15 protein-coding genes and 1 pseudogene are annotated in these 15,002 nt (G+C 72.2%); 1 reads left to right on the top strand and 15 read right to left on the bottom strand.

What is annotated here, in order from left to right:
• The 14 genes and pseudogenes from RBXJA2T_RS19410 to RBXJA2T_RS02975 all read right to left on the bottom strand — a co-directional run.
• Positions 1-222: pseudogene (locus tag RBXJA2T_RS19410) on the bottom strand (DNA polymerase III subunit epsilon); the annotation flags it as partial.
• Entirely contained in the window at positions 219-581 is a 363-nt protein-coding gene (locus tag RBXJA2T_RS03035) for a response regulator transcription factor (RefSeq protein WP_009855847.1), read from the bottom strand. The gene RBXJA2T_RS03035 and the pseudogene RBXJA2T_RS19410, both read right to left, overlap by 4 nt.
• A 140-nt stretch (positions 582-721) precedes the next feature.
• Complete coding sequence (locus RBXJA2T_RS03030; protein WP_029718553.1) at positions 722-2,137, bottom strand: putative nucleotidyltransferase substrate binding domain-containing protein; 1,416 nt, start codon at positions 2,135-2,137, stop codon at positions 722-724.
• Between the two features lie 16 nt (positions 2,138-2,153).
• On the bottom strand, positions 2,154-3,887 hold the full coding sequence (locus RBXJA2T_RS03025; protein ID WP_009855845.1) for a cation acetate symporter: 1,734 nt from the start codon (positions 3,885-3,887) through the stop codon (positions 2,154-2,156).
• Between the two features lie 138 nt (positions 3,888-4,025).
• Complete coding sequence (locus RBXJA2T_RS03020; RefSeq protein WP_009855844.1) at positions 4,026-4,334, bottom strand: DUF485 domain-containing protein; 309 nt, start codon at positions 4,332-4,334, stop codon at positions 4,026-4,028.
• Between the two features lie 236 nt (positions 4,335-4,570).
• Positions 4,571-5,140: a 2-hydroxychromene-2-carboxylate isomerase gene (locus RBXJA2T_RS03015; RefSeq protein WP_009855843.1), complete on the bottom strand. Its 570-nt coding sequence runs from the start codon at positions 5,138-5,140 to the stop codon at positions 4,571-4,573.
• Positions 5,137-5,292 (bottom strand): DUF1289 domain-containing protein, encoded by a 156-nt coding sequence (locus RBXJA2T_RS03010; protein WP_206026595.1) that lies wholly within the window; start codon positions 5,290-5,292, stop codon positions 5,137-5,139. The genes RBXJA2T_RS03015 and RBXJA2T_RS03010 overlap by 4 nt, the downstream gene beginning before the upstream one ends.
• A gap of 265 nt (positions 5,293-5,557) precedes the next feature.
• Positions 5,558-6,058 carry a YbaK/EbsC family protein gene (locus RBXJA2T_RS03005; RefSeq protein WP_009855841.1) on the bottom strand — a complete coding sequence of 167 codons (501 nt, stop codon included), beginning with the start codon at positions 6,056-6,058 and terminating at the stop codon, positions 5,558-5,560.
• Between the two features lie 3 nt (positions 6,059-6,061).
• Positions 6,062-6,979, bottom strand: a complete 918-nt coding sequence (locus RBXJA2T_RS03000; RefSeq protein ID WP_009855840.1) for a hydroxymethylglutaryl-CoA lyase — start codon at positions 6,977-6,979, stop codon at positions 6,062-6,064.
• Positions 6,980-7,037: 58 nt separating this feature from the next.
• Positions 7,038-9,044: an acetyl/propionyl/methylcrotonyl-CoA carboxylase subunit alpha gene (locus RBXJA2T_RS02995; RefSeq protein ID WP_009855839.1), complete on the bottom strand. Its 2,007-nt coding sequence runs from the start codon at positions 9,042-9,044 to the stop codon at positions 7,038-7,040.
• 26 nt (positions 9,045-9,070) lie between these two features.
• Positions 9,071-9,667, bottom strand: a complete 597-nt coding sequence (locus RBXJA2T_RS02990) for a DUF4126 domain-containing protein (RefSeq protein ID WP_009855838.1) — start codon at positions 9,665-9,667, stop codon at positions 9,071-9,073.
• Complete coding sequence (locus RBXJA2T_RS02985; RefSeq protein WP_009855837.1) at positions 9,664-10,449, bottom strand: enoyl-CoA hydratase/isomerase family protein; 786 nt, start codon at positions 10,447-10,449, stop codon at positions 9,664-9,666. The genes RBXJA2T_RS02990 and RBXJA2T_RS02985 overlap by 4 nt, the downstream gene beginning before the upstream one ends.
• The gene (locus RBXJA2T_RS02980; protein WP_009855836.1) at positions 10,446-10,982 is read right to left on the bottom strand and encodes a DinB family protein; all 537 of its coding nucleotides are present in this window, start codon (positions 10,980-10,982) and stop codon (positions 10,446-10,448) included. The genes RBXJA2T_RS02985 and RBXJA2T_RS02980 overlap by 4 nt, the downstream gene beginning before the upstream one ends.
• A 5-nt stretch (positions 10,983-10,987) precedes the next feature.
• The gene (locus RBXJA2T_RS02975) at positions 10,988-12,598 is read right to left on the bottom strand and encodes a carboxyl transferase domain-containing protein (protein WP_009855835.1); all 1,611 of its coding nucleotides are present in this window, start codon (positions 12,596-12,598) and stop codon (positions 10,988-10,990) included.
• Between the two features lie 165 nt (positions 12,599-12,763).
• Here RBXJA2T_RS02975 and RBXJA2T_RS02970 point away from each other — a divergent pair, with 165 nt between their 5' ends.
• Positions 12,764-13,384 carry a membrane protein gene (locus RBXJA2T_RS02970; RefSeq protein ID WP_037290156.1) on the top strand — a complete coding sequence of 207 codons (621 nt, stop codon included), beginning with the start codon at positions 12,764-12,766 and terminating at the stop codon, positions 13,382-13,384.
• Between the two features lie 160 nt (positions 13,385-13,544).
• Here RBXJA2T_RS02970 and RBXJA2T_RS02965 read toward each other — a convergent pair whose 3' ends face one another.
• Positions 13,545-14,999: a TrkH family potassium uptake protein gene (locus RBXJA2T_RS02965; RefSeq protein WP_009855833.1), complete on the bottom strand. Its 1,455-nt coding sequence runs from the start codon at positions 14,997-14,999 to the stop codon at positions 13,545-13,547.
• Positions 15,000-15,002: the final 3 nt, after the last annotated feature.

Here is a 15,002-nt window from a genome sequence, read left to right as displayed (position 1 = left end):
GAAGTGGTGCCAGGCCCAGCGCATCCCGACGCCGGCGGCGATGGCGACGACGACCAGCGCCAGCACCAGCAGCGCCGCGCGCGGCTCGAGCAGCGCGCCCAGCGCCGCGGCCTCGGCCGGCGCCAGCGTCAGCAGCAGCAGCGCCGCCACCGCCGCCGCCGCCAGCAGCAGGATCGCCGCCGGCGCCAGCGCGGCCAGCCACTCGTGGCGGTCGGGTTTCATGAAAGCAGCTGGCGCACCCGCTCGGCGAGCTCACGCGTGGAGAACGGCTTGGCGACGTAGGCGTCGGCGCCCAGCCCCAGGCCCTGCGCGACGTCGGTCTCGCCGCAGCGGGCGCTGAGCAGCAGGCACTTGGTCGTGGCGCAGGCCTCGTCGGCGCGCAGCGCCTGCAGCACCTCGAAGCCGCTGCGGCCGGGCATCACGACGTCCATCAGCAGCAGGTCGGGATGTTCGCGGCGCGCCGTGTCCAGCGCCTCGATGCCGTCGCGCGCGACCAGCACGCGCCAGCCTTCGCGCTTCATCAGGAACTCGAGCGGGATGACGCTGTTGGCCTCGGCGTCGGCCAGGAGCACGGTCTTCATCGGGAGTCTCCTCTCGTCGCGGCGCAGGCGGCCGGCGGGCGCGTCGTCGCGGCGCCCGGCGCGATGCTGCGCGATCCGGGCGCGCCGCGCCAGTGGCGGCGAACCCGCGGAGCCGGGACGACGGATTGCCGCGCCATCGTTCAGAGCTTGTCGAAGCGGAAGTGCTGGCGCAGGTAGGCGCGCAGGCGCTTGACGACGGCCAGCGAGTCGCGCAGCGGCTCGCGCTCGAGCAGGCCCAGCGACGCGGGCTGGATCTCGTTGCCGGCCACGCGCCCGGCGGCCTGCGCCTGCAGCTGGTGCTGCAGGCGCAGCGTCATCAAGAGGTGCAGCGCGTCCTCGAGGTCGCGTGCCAGCGTCGTGTCCAGCGCACCGGCGGCGACCAGCGCGTGCAGCCGCGCGACGGTGCCGGTCTCGCGCAGGTGGCGCTGCAGTGCCAGCGCGCGCACGCCCTGCACGATCGGGAACAGGCCCAGCTTCTTCAGGTCGAGCGCCGCCTCGTCGCGCCGGCCGGGCAGCCAGCCCAGCCAGTGGTGCGGCTCCTGGAACTGGTCGGCGGCGGCGGCGAAACGCGCGAGGTAGGCGTCGTGGTCGCCGAACAGGCGGTGCAGGTGCTCGCGCAGGCCGTCGAGCAGCGTCGCGTCGCCGGCCACCGCGACGGCGTCGCAGAAGATCGCCAGCCGCATCGGGCCCTCGGCGTCGCGACCCATCACCCAGTCGCGCAGCTGCTCGCGCCACTCGGCGACCGGGCGCCGCCACAGCGGGTTGGTGACCATGATGCCGCCGGGGCACGGCGGGTAGCCGAAGTCCGCCAGCGCGGCGCTGAAGCGCCGCACCGCGGCCTCGGTCTCGGGGTGCTCGAAACCGTCGCGCAGGATCAGCGCATTGTCCTGGTCGGTCTTCAGCACCTGCTCGCCGCGGCCTTCGCTGCCCATCACGACGAGGCAGCTCGCGGCCACCAGCTCGGCCGGCGCGACCAGCGACCAAAGGCGCTGGAACAGCCGCGCGTGCAGCTCGCCAACGAGGTGCGCGATGCGTTCGACGTGCACGCCGCTGGCGGCGAACAGGCCGACCATGCGGTCGATCTGCAGCGCCGCGGCCTTCAGCTCGTCGACCGAACCGGCCTCGTCGATCTGCAGCGCCGCCAGGTGCGAGTGGTTGGCGACGAAGCTCACCAGGTCGAGCTGGCCGAGCAGGCCGACGAGGCGTTCGCCGTCGCGCACCAGCACGCGGTGCACGCGATGCCGCACCATCAGCCACAGCGCCTCGAAGACCTCGGCGTCGGCCTGGACGGCGATCACCGGGAAACGCGCGACCTCGCGCACCGCCAGCGCCGCCGGCGGCTCGGACCGCAGCAGCGCGTCGCGCAGGTCGGTGGTGGTGAAGATGCCCAGGCGTTCGCCGTCCTGCACCAGCGCGTGGGTCAGACCGCGCTCGGACAGCTGGCGGCACAGCGACACGAGGTCGGTGCCGCCATCGACGACGAAAGCCTTGCGGACGTAGGCGTCGCGCACCCGCGCCGTGACCAGCGACAGCACTTCCTGCCGGGGGTCGGACACGGGTGCGGGCCTCGCGTCAGTGGCCGCTGGCCGCGGCGGCGCCGATGCCGGTCTCCGACCGCACCTGCTGCGCCAGGAAGCCGGCGCGGTCGGCCTTGGCGCGGGCGCTCTTGTCGAGCACCGAGAACAGCCAGATGCCGACGAAGCCGATGGTCATCGAGAACAGCGCCGGGCTGGTGTACGGGAACAGCGCCGAGCCCTTGGGGTTGCCCAGCGTCGCTTCCCACACCGACGGCGAGACGATGGTCAGGCCGACCGAGGAGATCAGGCCGAGGAAACCGCCGATCACCGCGCCCTTGGTCGTGCAGTCCTTCCACAGCACGCTCATGAAGAGCACCGGGAAGTTGGCCGACGCCGCGATCGCGAAGGCCAGCGAGACCATGAAGGCGATGTTCTGCTTCTCGAAGGCGATGCCGAGCACGACGGCGACGATGCCCAGGCAGACGGTCGTGATGCGCGACACCTTCAGCTCGGCGGCGCTGTCAGCCTTGCCCTTCTTGATGACCGTGGCGTAGAGGTCGTGCGAGACCGCCGAGGCACCCGACAGCGTCAGGCCGGCGACCACCGCGAGGATGGTCGCGAAGGCCACCGCCGAGATGAAGCCGAGGAAGACGTTGCCGCCGACCGCGTTGGCCAGGTGCACCGCGGCCATGTTGTTGCCGCCCAGCAGCCCGCCCTTGGCGTCGAGGAAGCCGGGGTTGGTCAGCACGAAGGTGATCGCGCCGAAGCCGATGATGAAGGTCAGCAGGTAGAAGTAGCCGATCCAGCCGGTGGCCCACATCACCGACTTGCGCGCTTCCTTGGCGTTGGGCACGGTGAAGAAGCGCATCAGGATGTGCGGCAGGCCGGCGGTGCCGAACATCAGCGCCATGCCGAAGCTGATCGCCGAGATCGGGTCCTTCACGAAGTTGCCCGGGCCCATGATCGACTGGCCCGCGGCCGCCGCCTCCTCGGCCGTCTTGCCGCCGCTGGCGGCCAGGTCAGCCTTGACGCGCACCGCGTCGGCGAACATCGCCTCCGGCGAGAAGCCGTAGTGCAGCATCACCATGAAGGCCATGAACGACGCGCCGCCCAGCAGCAGGCAGGCCTTGATGATCTGCACCCAGGTGGTGGCCGTCATGCCGCCGAAGAGCACGTAGACCATCATCAGCGCGCCGACGATGACCACCGCGATCCAGTACTCCAGGCCGAACAGCAGCTTGATCAGCTGGCCGGCGCCGACCATCTGCGCGATCAGGTAGAACGCGACGACGACCAGCGTGCCCGAGGCCGCGAACACGCGCACCGGCGTCTGCTCGAAGCGGAACGCGGCGACGTCGGCGAAGGTGAACTTGCCCAGGTTGCGCAGGCGTTCGGCCATCAGGAAGGTGATGACCGGCCAGCCGACGAGAAAGCCGATCGAGTAGATCAGGCCGTCGAAGCCGGAGGCCATCACCGCCGCCGAGATGCCGAGGAACGAGGCCGCCGACATGTAGTCGCCGGCGATCGCCAGGCCGTTCTGGAAGCCGGTGATGCCGCCGCCGGCGGTGTAGAAGTCGGCGGCGCTCTTGGTCTTGGACGCGGCCCACTTCGTGATGTAGAGCGTGGCGACGACGAACAGGCCGAACATGCCGATGGCCGTCCAGTTGGTCGCCTGCTTGGCGGCCTGGCCGAGGTCGGCCCCGGCGGCCCAGACCGCGGCGGAGACGCCGCCGAGCGCGGCCAGCGTGAGCAGACGGCGCAGATGGGTGGAGAGAGAGTTTGAACGCATCGTGTCAGCCCTCGATGGCGCCAAACGCCACTTCTTTTGCATGAATCTGGATCATCGAGCGGACGCCGCGGACGGGCTCCGACCGGCCGCTGGCGGCGCCCCCTTGAGGGGGAGCGCCGAAGGCGCTGCGGGGGTGGGTCATTTCAGCACCGCCTTGGCGACTTCGTCGGCCAGATCGTCGTAGGTCTTGTTGGCACGCTGCACGTAGATCGCCGTGATGACGATCGTGAAGACGATGACGCCGAAGCCGATGGGAATGCCCAGCGTCATCACGCCGTCGCCCAGGCGCTGGGCGAGAAACTGCTTGTCGAAGGCGACGAGCAGGATGAAGCCGTAGTAGACGACCATCATCGCCGCCGTCAGCCACCAGCCGAAGCTCGAGCGCTTGGACTTCAGTTCCTGGTACTTCGGGTGGCTCGCGATACGTCGTGCGAGTTCTGCGTCCATGGGTTGTCTCCGGAATTTGAGGACTTGGCACCCATGGTTCGTGCGCGGACTGACCGAGTTCTGACGGTTCGCCAACAGGGCCTGACGCCGAGCTGAACGTTCGCTTACAAGAGCGCCGGCTCTCCTGGGAGCGTGACCCCTGGGGATCACCTCTCCCGATTTGCCCTATCAGGGATAGTCCCGACCGGGGTTCCGACGCTGGTCAACCGGTGGCTCCGGGATGTCCCGGAGTGCGTTCAGCGCGTGGGGTTGCGCAGGCGGTCGGCGAGCATCGGCAGGCCGTCCAGGCCCCAGAACTGCTCGCCGTCGAACTCGACGGTCGGCACGCCGAAGACGCCGCGTGCGGCGGCCTCCTCGGTGTGGGCCCGCAGCGCGGCTTTCACGGCGTCGCCGGCCGGGTCGGCCGCCGGCGCCAGCGTCGCGGCCAGCGCCGCCAGGCGCGCCGGGTCGTGCGGGTCGCCGCCTTCGACCCAGACATGGCGCAGCACGGCCTCGACGACACGCCGGTTGGGCCCGCAGGCGATGATCAGCCGCAGCAGCGGCAGCGAGCTGAACGGGTGCGGCTGCGGCATCTCGAACGGCAGCCCGTGCTGCGCCGCCAGCCAGCGCGTGTGGCGGTAGATCCAGTCGCGTTTGGGCGCCACGTCGACCGGCGCCTTCTGGCCCCAGTGCTGCAGCAGCGCGCCCAGCAGCACCGGGCGGTACTCGACCTCGACGTCCAGGCCTTCGAGCACGTCGGGCAGGCGCTCGAACGCCAGGTAGGCGTACGGCGAGACGACGTCGAAACGGAAGACCAGGCGGTTCATCGTGGTGCTGCGGGGCGCTGCTGCCAGACGACGCGGCGTTCGGCCAGGCGATCGAGCACGGCGCGGCGCTCGTCGTCGGCCATCGTCGACCAGGCGGCGATCTCGTCGAGCGTGCGCAGGCAGCCTTCGCACCAGCCGCTGGCGGCGTCCATGCGGCAGACGTCGATGCAGGGCGAGGGCACGCCGGAGCCGAAACGTGTGCTCACAGGGACCCCCTTCGGTCTGCGCCCGGTCCCGCCAGGCGGGAATGAGCCCCGGACAAGTCCTGAGGGCTCACTGGGGCACCCTCCGGCCTGGCGGCCGGTCCCGCCGAGCGGGAATGAGCCCCGGACAAGTCCTGAGCGATCACTAGGGCACCCTTCGGCCTGGCGGCCGATCCCGCCAGGCGGGAATGAGCGCCGGACAAGTCCTGAGCGCTCATGGCTGCTGCACCACGTCGGCGACCGGCGCGCCGGTCAGGCGCTCCAGCTCGGCCGGCGACAGCTTGAAGACGCCGTGCGGATGCCCGGCGGCGGCCCAGATGACGTCGAAGCGGAACAGGTCGCGGTCGATCAGCGTGAAGGCCGGCGTCGCATGCGCCAGCGGCGAGACGCCGCCGATCGAGAAGCCGGTGCGCGCCTTGACGAAGTCGGCGTCGGCGCGGCCCAGCGCGCCGGCGATCGCCGCGACGCGCTTCTCGCAGACGCGCCGGTCGCCCGAGGTGACGACCAGCACCGCGCTGTCGTCGGCCTTGCGGCGGAAGATGACGCTCTTGGCGATCTGGCCGACCTCGACGCCCAGCGCCGCAGCGGCTTCGGCCGAGGTGCGCGCCGGCGTGTCCAGCCACAGCGGCGCATGCGGGTGGCCACGTTCGGCCAGGGCGCGCGTGACGCGCTGGAAACCTTCGGGACGGTCGAGCAGGGAATCGATGGCGTTCATGGTTCAGCAAGAAGCGGCGGCGGCACGGCGCGCCAGCAGCGCCCGCGCGGCGCGCGAGGCCGTCGGCCGGCCGACGACGCCCGAGATGTAGGCGCCGGCGTCGACGAGTCGGTCCAGGTCCAGCCCGGTGTCGATGCCCAGGCCGTGCAGCAGGTAGACCACGTCCTCGGTGGCGACGTTGCCGGTCGCGCCCTTTGCGTAGGGGCAGCCGCCGAGGCCGGCGATGCTGGTGTCGAAGACGTGCACGCCGAGGTCCAGGCAGGCCAGGATGTTGGCCAGCGCCTGGCCGTAGGTGTCGTGGAAGTGACCGCTGACCTCGGCCAGCGGGTAGTGCTTCAGCGCGCGCTCCAGCGCGCGCTGCGCGGCCAGCGGCGTGCCGACGCCGATCGTGTCGGCGATGCCGACGTGGTCGACGCCGATGGCCTTCAGGCCGACGACGACCCGCTCGACCTCGTCCGGTGTGACCTCGCCCTGGTAGGGGCAGCCGAGCGCGCAGGACACCGCGCCGCGCACCTTGACGCCGGCGGCGTGCGCGGCCTCGACGACCGGCGCGAAACGCTCCAGGCTCTCGGCGATCGAGCAGTTGATGTTGCGCCGGCTGAAGGCCTCGCTGGCGGCGCCGAAGACGACGACCTCGTCGGGGCGCGTCGCCAGCGCCGCTTCCAGCCCCTTCAGGTTGGGCGTCAGCACCGAGTAGCGCACGCCGGCGCGGCGTTCGATGCCGGCCATGACCTGCGCCGCGTCGGCCATCTGCGGCACCCATTTCGGGCTGACGAAGCTGGTGACCTCGATCTCGCGGCAGCCGGCGTCCTGCAGCCGGCGCACGAGCTCGATCTTCTCGGCGGCGCCGACCGGCGCGGCCTCGTTCTGCAGGCCGTCGCGCGGGCCGACCTCGACCAGGGTGACACGGTCCGGTTTCATCGCCGGGCACTATAGCGAGCGGGGCATCGCCCGGCCGGCAGGCGGGTCCGGACGGCGCTCATTCGTCCCCCGACAGGCGCAGCAGCTCGGTGCCTTCCGCGACCGTGTCGCCAGCGCGTACCAGCAGCGCCTCGACGACGCCGTCGCGCGGCGCGGCGATCGTGTGCTCCATCTTCATCGCCTCCAGCACCGCCAGCGCCTGGCCGCGGCGCACCGTCTGGCCGGCCTCGACGGCGACGGCGACGATCTTGCCGGGCATCGGCGCCGTCAGCCGGCCGGCTTCGCCGGCGTGGTCGCCGGCATGGGCGATCGGGTCGTGCAGCGTGACGAGCAGCTGGCCGGCCGGCGCGAAGACGGCGCGCCTGTCGCCGTCGCGGTGCACGGCCAGCAGCACCCGCCCGTCGCCCAGCCGCACTTCGTGGCGGCCGTTGCCGAGCGCGCGCAGCACCAGCGGCCAGCGGCGCTCGCGGAGTTCGAGCACGGCCTCGCCGTCGTGGCGGCGCTGCACGACGGCGATGTGGCGTTCGCCGCCGATCTCGAGCTCGAAACGCCGGCGCGCGCCGCCGTGCAGCCGCCAGCCGTCGCGCCGCGACCAGGGGTCGGCGTCGACCGTCGCCGCCTCGGCGGCCCAGGCGTCGGCGACGACCGCGGCCGCGGCCCACTCGGGCGCCAGCCCCGGCGCGTCGAACAGCGCCGCGTGCTCGCGTTCGATCAGCGCCGTGTCCAGGTCGGCCTGGGCGAAGGCGCGGCTGGCGACGACGCGGCGCAGGAAGGCGACGTTGGTGGCGGGGCCGACGAGCTGCGTCGCCGCCAGCGCCGCGTCCAGCCGCGCCAGCGCCTGGGCGCGGTCCTCGCCCCAGACGATCAGCTTGGCGATCATCGAGTCGTACCAGGGCGTGATCTCGTCGCCTTCGCCGAAACCGCCGTCCAGCCGCGGCAGGCGCTCGTCGCGGCGGAAGGCCACGTGTTCGGGCCAGCGGGCGACCACCAGCCGCCCGGTCGCCGGCAGGAAACCGGCCTCGGGGTTCTCGGCACAGATGCGGGCCTCGATCGCGTGGCCGCGCTGCACGATGTCGGCCTGGCGCGCCGGCAGCGGCTCGCCGGCGGCCACCCGCAGCTGCCACTCGACGAGGTCCAGCCCGGTCACGGCCTCGGTCACCGGGTGCTCGACCTGCAGCCGCGTGTTCATCTCCATGAAATAGAAACGCAGGTCGCCGTCGTCGCGCTCCTCGGCGATGAACTCGACGGTGCCGGCGCCGACGTAGCCGACGGCCTGCGCCGCGGCCACCGCGGCGGCGCCCATCTCGGCGCGGCGCGCGGCCGTCAGCCCGGGTGCCGGCGACTCCTCCAGCACCTTCTGGTGCCGGCGCTGCACCGAGCAGTCGCGTTCGCCGAGGTGGATGCAGTGCCCGTGCGTGTCGGCGAAGACCTGGATCTCGATGTGGCGGGGCTTGAGCACGTAGCGCTCGACGAGCACGTGGGCGTCGCCGAAGCTGGCCTGGGCCTCGCGCTGGCAGGACGCCAGCGCGGCGGCGAAGTCCTCGGCGCGGTCGACACGGCGCATGCCCTTGCCGCCGCCGCCGGCGCTGGCCTTGATCAGCACCGGGTAGCCGATGCGCGCCGCTTCGTCGGCCAGGCGCGCCGGGTCGTTGTCCTCGCCGTGGTAGCCCGGCACCAGCGGCACGCCGGCTTCGGCCATCAGCGCCTTGGCCGCGGCCTTGCTGCCCATCGCGCGGATCGCCGCCGGCGGCGGGCCGATGAAGACCAGCCCGGCGTCGGCGCAGGCCTGGGCGAACTCCTCGTTCTCGCTGAGGAATCCGTAGCCCGGGTGCACGGCCTCGGCGCCGGTGGCGCGTGCGGCCTCCAGGATGCGCGGCCAGCGCAGATAGCTGTCGCGCGGCGCGGCGCCGCCGATCGCCACGGCCTCGTCGCAGGCCATCACGTGGCGCGCGCCGGCGTCGGCATCCGAGTACACGGCGACGGTGCGCACGCCCAGGCGGCGCGCGGTGGCGGCGACGCGGCAGGCGATCTCGCCGCGGTTGGCGATCAGGATCTTGCGGAACATCGGCTCTCTCTCGGGTGCGAGCGGGTTCAGGACGGGCGTGGCCGCCAGCGCGCCAGCAGCCCCTTGAGGACACGCCAGAGCACGGCGACGACGACCAGGCAGGCGACGGTGGCCAGCGCGACGGCGGCGATCGCCGCCACCGGGTGCTGCCAGGCCAGCCACAACAGCGCCGGCACCGCCGCGTCGCCGGCCAGCGACAACGCGACGTTGCTGAAGGGCTCGGGCGAGGTGTTGGCCGCGGCGCGCACGCTGGCCTTGGCGGCGTGCGCGCTGGCCGCCAGCCCGCCGCCGAGCAGCGCCGCGAGCAGCGTCCAGGTCGCCGAGTCGGCGCCGATCGCCGCCGCGGCCAGCGCCGCGCCGGCGGGGATGCGCAGCAGCGTCTGCACGCCGTCCCAGACGGTGTCGACGGCGGGGATCTTGTCGGCCAGGAACTCGACCGCGCTCATCAGCCCGCTGGCGCCCAGCACCAGCGGCTGCTGCAGGATCTGCAGGCCCGGCGGCAGCTCGACCCAGCCGAGGAAACCGATGGCGCCGGTGATGAACAGCACCGCGTACAGACGCAGCCCGCTGGCCCAGCCGAGCGCGGCCGCCAGAGCGACGAGCTGCGTCGTGTCCAGGTTCATCGCCAGGCCGGATCGCGTTTGCCAAGGAAGGCCGAGACGCCTTCGCGGCCTTCCGAGCCGGCACGTGCGTCGGCGATGCGGCGCGCGGTGTCGGCGCGCAGCGCGGCGTCGATCTCGCGGCCGGCGAGGTCCTGCACCAGGCGTTTGCAGGCGCGCACGGCCTGCGGGCCATTGGCGGCGATGGTGGCGACGAGTTCGGCGACCTTGGCGTCCAGCGCCTCGGGCGCGACGCATTCGTGCACGAAGCCCAGCGCCTTCGCTTCGGCGGCGCTGAATCGCTCCGCGGTGACGAAATAGCGCCGCGCCGCCTGCTCGCCGAGCGCGCGCACGACGTAAGGGCCGATCGTCGCCGGCAGCAGCCCGAGCCGGGCCTCGCTGAGGCAGAACTGCATGCCGTCGGCGGCGACGAGCACGTCGCAGACCGCCGCCAGCCCGACACCGCCGGCGTAGCAGTCGCCGTGCAGCCGGCCGATCACCGGCACCGGGCAGCGCCAGACGGTCCACAGCATCTCGGCCAGGCGCGCGGCGTCGGCCTGGTTCTCGTCCCAGGAGTAGCCGGCCATCGCCCGCATCCAGCCCAGGTCGGCACCGGCGCAGAAGGCCTTGCCGCGGCCGCCGAGCACGACGACCCGCAGCGCCTCATCATCGGTGAAAGCGGCGAAAGCCGCCGTCAGCTCGGCGACGACACCGTCGTTGAAGGCGTTGCGCACCTCCGGCCGGTTCAGCCAGACCTCGGCGACCTGCGGCGAGGGGCGGCGGATCTCCAGCGTCGTCGGGTTCATCGCGCAGCCTCGGCCTGCAGCAGGTAGACCAGATCAAGCTCGGGCGCCGGGCGGCCCAGCAGGGTCAGCGCGGCGCTGATCTGGCCGCGGTGGTGCGTCGCGTGGTTGAAGACGTGGGCCAGCGTCGCCGCGAACGGCAGCGACACCGTGCCGCCGGCCAGGCGCAGATAGTCCAGCCGGCCGCCGAAACGCGCCGCCGGCCAGCCGGCGATCAGCGGCAGCCAGGCTTCGGCGCCGTCGAGCAGGCGCTGGCGCAGCCGGACGCGGTCGCTCTCCAGCTCTTCGTCCAGGCGCATCGGCGGCGTCGTGCCGTCGGTGAAGCGCGCCGACCACAGCCGGTGCTCGGCGACCAGCAGGTGGTTCAGCGTGCCGTGAATGCTGCGGAAATACAGCCCCAGGTCGCGGCGGTAGTCGGCCTCGGGCACGGCGTCGACGGCGTCGAGCAGGCGGCGTGTCGCCCAGACGTTGTAGCGCGCCAGGCTGGCGAGGTGTTCACGCAGCGCCTCGGCGCCGGAATCGGGGGTCGTCGTCATGCTCGTCACATGCGGAAGACGCCGAAACGCGGCGTCTCGGGAATCGGCGCGTTGAGGCTGGCCGACAGCGCCAGCGCGAGCACGCGCCGCGTGTCGGCCGGGTCGATGACGCCATCGTCCCAGAGCCGGGCGCTGGCGTAGTACGGGTGCGCCTGGCGCGCGAACTGTTCCAGGATCGGTTGCTTGAAGGCCGCTTCGTCCTCGGCCGGCCAGGTGCCGCCCTTGGCTTCGATGGCGTCGCGGCGCACCGTGGCCAGCACGCTGGCGGCCTGCTCGCCGCCCATCACGCCGATGCGGGCGTTCGGCCACATCCACAGCAGCCGCGGGCCGTAGGCGCGGCCGCACATGCCGTAGTTGCCGGCGCCGAAACTGCCGCCGATGATGACCGTGAACTTGGGCACCGTCGCCGTCGCCACCGCGGTGACCATCTTCGCGCCGTGTTTGGCGATGCCCTCGGCCTCGGCCTTGCGGCCGACCATGAAGCCGGTGATGTTCTGCAGGAAGACGAGCGGCACGCCGCGCTGGCAGCACAGCTCGATGAAGTGCGCGCCCTTCATCGCACTCTCGGAGAACAGCACGCCGTTGTTGGCGACGATGCCCACCGGCAGGCCCTCGATGTGGGCGAAGCCGGTGACCAGCGTCGTGCCGTAGCGCGCCTTGAACTCGTCGAACTCCGAACCGTCGACCAGGCGCGCGATGACCTCGTGCACGTCGAAGGGCTTGCGCGGGTCGGTCGGGATGACGCCGTGCAGCTCGGCCGGGTCGAACAGCGGTGGCCGCGGCGGCTGCAGGCGCAGCGGGGCCGGCTTCTGCCAGTTGAGGTTGGCGACCACCGCGCGTGCGATCGCCAGCGCGTGCAGGTCGTTTTCGGCGAGGTGGTCGGCGACGCCCGACAGCCGCGTGTGCACGTCGCCGCCGCCCAGGTCCTCGGCGCTGACGACTTCGCCGGTGGCCGCCTTCACCAGCGGCGGGCCGCCGAGGAAGATCGTGCCCTGGTTCCGCACGATGATGGTCTCGTCGCTCATCGCCGGCACGTAGGCGCCGCCGGCGGTGCACGAGCCCATCACGACGGCGATCTGCGGGATGCCCAGCGCCGACATCTGCGCCTGGTTGTAGAAGATGCGGCCGAAGTGCTCGCGGTCGGGGAAGACCTCGTCCTGGTTCGGCAGGTTGGCGCCGCCGGAGTCGACGAGGTAGACGCAGGGCAGACGGTTCTCCTGCGCGATCTCCTGCGCCCGCAGGTGCTTCTTCACCGTGACCGGATAGTAGGTGCCGCCCTTCACGGTGGCGTCGTTGCAGACGACCATGCACTCGACGCCGCTCACGCGGCCGATGCCGGCGATCAGCCCGCCGCCCGGCGCGGCGCCGTCGTACAGGCCGAGGCCGGCGAGCGCGCCGATCTCCAGGAACGGCGTGTCGGGATCGAGCAGCATCTCGACCCGTTCGCGCGGCAGCAGCTTGCCGCGTGCCGTGTGCTTGGCGCGTGCGGCCTCGCCGCCGCCTTCGGCGATGCGCGCGAGCTGGGCGTTGAGGTCGCCGACGAGCTGGCGCATCGCCAGCGCGCTGGCCTGGAACTCCTCCGAGCGCGGGTTGAGCTGCGAGTTCAGGACCGGCACGGTGTCTCCCGCGGCCGTCAGGAACGGCCGATTGACGTTTACGTTAACGTCAATTCTGACAGCGCCCCCGTGCCGCCGCCTCAGGGACGGCCCGGAGACCGGGCGCCCCCGAGGCCGATCCTCGGATAAGCGCACGGACATGGGCCCGGGCGTAGCATGGGCCGCATGGTGTGGCTCGAAACGTCGCTGGCCGCCGTGGCCATCGCCGCGGCCCTGGCGATGCGGCCGTGGCGCGGCGTCGGCCCCGCAGGTCCGCCCTGGCCCTGGCTGGCCTGGGCCGCCATGCTGCCGTTGATGTGGGGCGCCGACCGCTACGCGGACAGCGCGGTGGCGCAGCCGCTGTCCGGCGCCTGCCTGCTGATGCTGATGATGGGCTGGCCGCTGGCCGTGCTGGCGCTGGTGCCGGTCGCGCTGGTGACGATGTTCGCCGGCGGGCTGACGCCCGAGGCCGGCCTCGAACGTTTCGTCTGGCTGGGCCTGGTGCCGGCGACGATGGCCGTCGTGCTCGGTGCCGCGGTGCGGCGCTGGCTGCCCAAGCACCTGTTCGTCTACATCCTCGGCCGCGGCTTCTTCGTCACCGCGGTCGCCGGTGCGCTGGCCGGCGCGCTAGCCGCGGCGCTGCACCCGCCGCCGAACGGCCTGGGCGGAGACGACCTGGCGCTGGCGCGCTGGCTCGCCGCCTGGGGCGACGCCTGGCTGGCCGGCATCCTGGTCGCGATCTTCGTCGCCTTCCGCCCGCACTGGCTGGCGACCTACACCGACCGGCTGTACTTACCGAAAGTGTGAGCCCCGGCCGCCAGGCGGCCGGAGCGCAATCCCCGCGGGGACAGGCCGCCAGAGGCGGCCAGGGGGAGCGGCGACGGCAAACGGGCCGAAGCCGATCCGGGTCCCCCGGTCGGCTTCGGTAGCCCCTCGGGGGCGGCCGCCAGGCGGCCGGGGCTCACAGTCAGTCCCGCCAGAAAGCGGGCATGAAAAGGACGAGGACGGCCAGCAGTTCCAGCCGCCCGACAAGCATCGCGAAGGCGCAGATCCAGGTCTGCACGTCGCTGAGGCCGCCGTAGTTGACCGCCGGGCCGACCTCGCCCAGGCCGGGGCCGATGTTGTTGACGCAGGCGACGATGGCGGTGAACGCGGTGACCGCATCCAGGCCGGTGAACAGCATCGCCATCGTCAGCCCGACCAGCACCGCGCCGTAGGTCATCATGTAGCCGACGACGTTGTTCATCACCCGGTCGCTGACGGCGCGCCCATTGAGCACCACCGGGTTGACGACGTTGGGATGCACGATGCGCACGAACTCGTGGCGCGCCTGCTTGAGCAGCAGGATCAGCCGGACCATCTTGATGCCGCCGCCGGTGGAGCCGGCGCAGGTCGCGAAACAGCCCAGCAGGATCATCAGCAGCGACGCGAACAGCGGCCAGCTGGCGTAGTCGTAGGCGGCGTAGCCGGTGGTCGTCGCGATCGAGACGACGTGGAAGGCCGAGTGGCGAAAGGCCGCACCGAGGCTGTCATAGGCGCCGGTGGCCCACAGGTAGACCGCGATCAGCGCGATGCTGGCGGCCAGCACGAGGTAGAAGGCACGCGCCTCGGCGTTGCGCCACAGCGGCGCTGGCGAACGCTCGCGCCAGACGACGTAGTACAGCGTCAGGTTCACGCCCGACAGCAGCATGAAGAAGATCGCGACGGCCTCGATGTCGGGCGAGTTCCAGTGGCCAAAGCTCGCGTCGTAGGAGGAGAAGCCGCCCAGGCTGACGGTCGAGCCCATGTGCACGAAGGCATCGAGCCAGCTCATGCCGGCAGCGCGGTAGGCCAGCGCGCAGGCCAGCGACAGCAGCACGTAGACGCCCCAGATCGCGCGCGCGGTGTCGGCGATGCGCGGCGTCAGCTTGCTGTCCTTCATCGGCCCGGTGATCTCGGCGCGGAACAGTTGCGAGCCGCCGACGCCCAGCATCGGCAGGATGGCCACCGCCAGCACGATGATGCCCAGCCCGCCGACCCACATCATCAGGCAGCGCCAGACGTGCACCGAAGCCGGCATCGTGTCCAGACCGGAGAGCACCGTCGCGCCGGTGGCGGTCAGCGCCGAGACGGCCTCGAAATAGGCATCGGTCGGCGACAGCCCGGGCAGCGCCAGGTACAGCGGCAGCGCACCGAAGGTCGGCAGCACGGCCCAGGTCAGCCCGACGAGCAGGAAGCCGTCGCGCGGCTGCAGTTCGCGGCGGAAGCGCCGCGTCATCAGGCTGGCCAGCCCGCCGATGGCCAGCGTCGTCGCGGTGGCCTTGAGGAAGTCGTCGGCCACGAGCTCGCCGGCGTAGATGGCGTAGACCATCGGCACCGCCATCAGCAGCGAGAACCCCGCCACCATGCGGCCGATCAGCGCGACAACGGCAAGCGCGTCCATCGC

The sequence above is a fragment of the Rubrivivax benzoatilyticus JA2 = ATCC BAA-35 genome (assembly GCF_000190375.1).
Lineage (GTDB): Bacteria > Pseudomonadota > Gammaproteobacteria > Burkholderiales > Burkholderiaceae_C > Rubrivivax > Rubrivivax benzoatilyticus.
Note: the sequence above shows the minus strand (reverse complement) of the source record. Positions and strands in the feature narration are given on the sequence as shown.

Excerpts from the sequence above, each read along its gene's own strand:
- RBXJA2T_RS03035 (WP_009855847.1), bottom strand. The coding sequence starts at position 581 with ATGAAGACCGTGCTCCTGGCCGACGCCGAGGCCAACAGCGTCATCCCG.
- RBXJA2T_RS03025 (WP_009855845.1), bottom strand. The coding sequence starts at position 3,887 with ATGCGTTCAAACTCTCTCTCCACCCATCTGCGCCGTCTGCTCACGCTG.
- RBXJA2T_RS03020 (WP_009855844.1), bottom strand. The coding sequence starts at position 4,334 with ATGGACGCAGAACTCGCACGACGTATCGCGAGCCACCCGAAGTACCAG.
- RBXJA2T_RS03015 (WP_009855843.1), bottom strand. The coding sequence starts at position 5,140 with ATGAACCGCCTGGTCTTCCGTTTCGACGTCGTCTCGCCGTACGCCTAC.
- RBXJA2T_RS03010 (WP_206026595.1), bottom strand. The coding sequence starts at position 5,292 with ATGGACGCCGCCAGCGGCTGGTGCGAAGGCTGCCTGCGCACGCTCGAC.
- RBXJA2T_RS03005 (WP_009855841.1), bottom strand. The coding sequence starts at position 6,058 with ATGAACGCCATCGATTCCCTGCTCGACCGTCCCGAAGGTTTCCAGCGC.
- RBXJA2T_RS03000 (WP_009855840.1), bottom strand. The coding sequence starts at position 6,979 with ATGAAACCGGACCGTGTCACCCTGGTCGAGGTCGGCCCGCGCGACGGC.
- RBXJA2T_RS02995 (WP_009855839.1), bottom strand. The coding sequence starts at position 9,044 with ATGTTCCGCAAGATCCTGATCGCCAACCGCGGCGAGATCGCCTGCCGC.
- RBXJA2T_RS02990 (WP_009855838.1), bottom strand. The coding sequence starts at position 9,667 with ATGAACCTGGACACGACGCAGCTCGTCGCTCTGGCGGCCGCGCTCGGC.
- RBXJA2T_RS02985 (WP_009855837.1), bottom strand. The coding sequence starts at position 10,449 with ATGAACCCGACGACGCTGGAGATCCGCCGCCCCTCGCCGCAGGTCGCC.
- RBXJA2T_RS02980 (WP_009855836.1), bottom strand. The coding sequence starts at position 10,982 with ATGACGACGACCCCCGATTCCGGCGCCGAGGCGCTGCGTGAACACCTC.
- RBXJA2T_RS02970 (WP_037290156.1), top strand. The coding sequence starts at position 12,764 with ATGGTGTGGCTCGAAACGTCGCTGGCCGCCGTGGCCATCGCCGCGGCC.
- RBXJA2T_RS02965 (WP_009855833.1), bottom strand. The coding sequence starts at position 14,999 with ATGGACGCGCTTGCCGTTGTCGCGCTGATCGGCCGCATGGTGGCGGGG.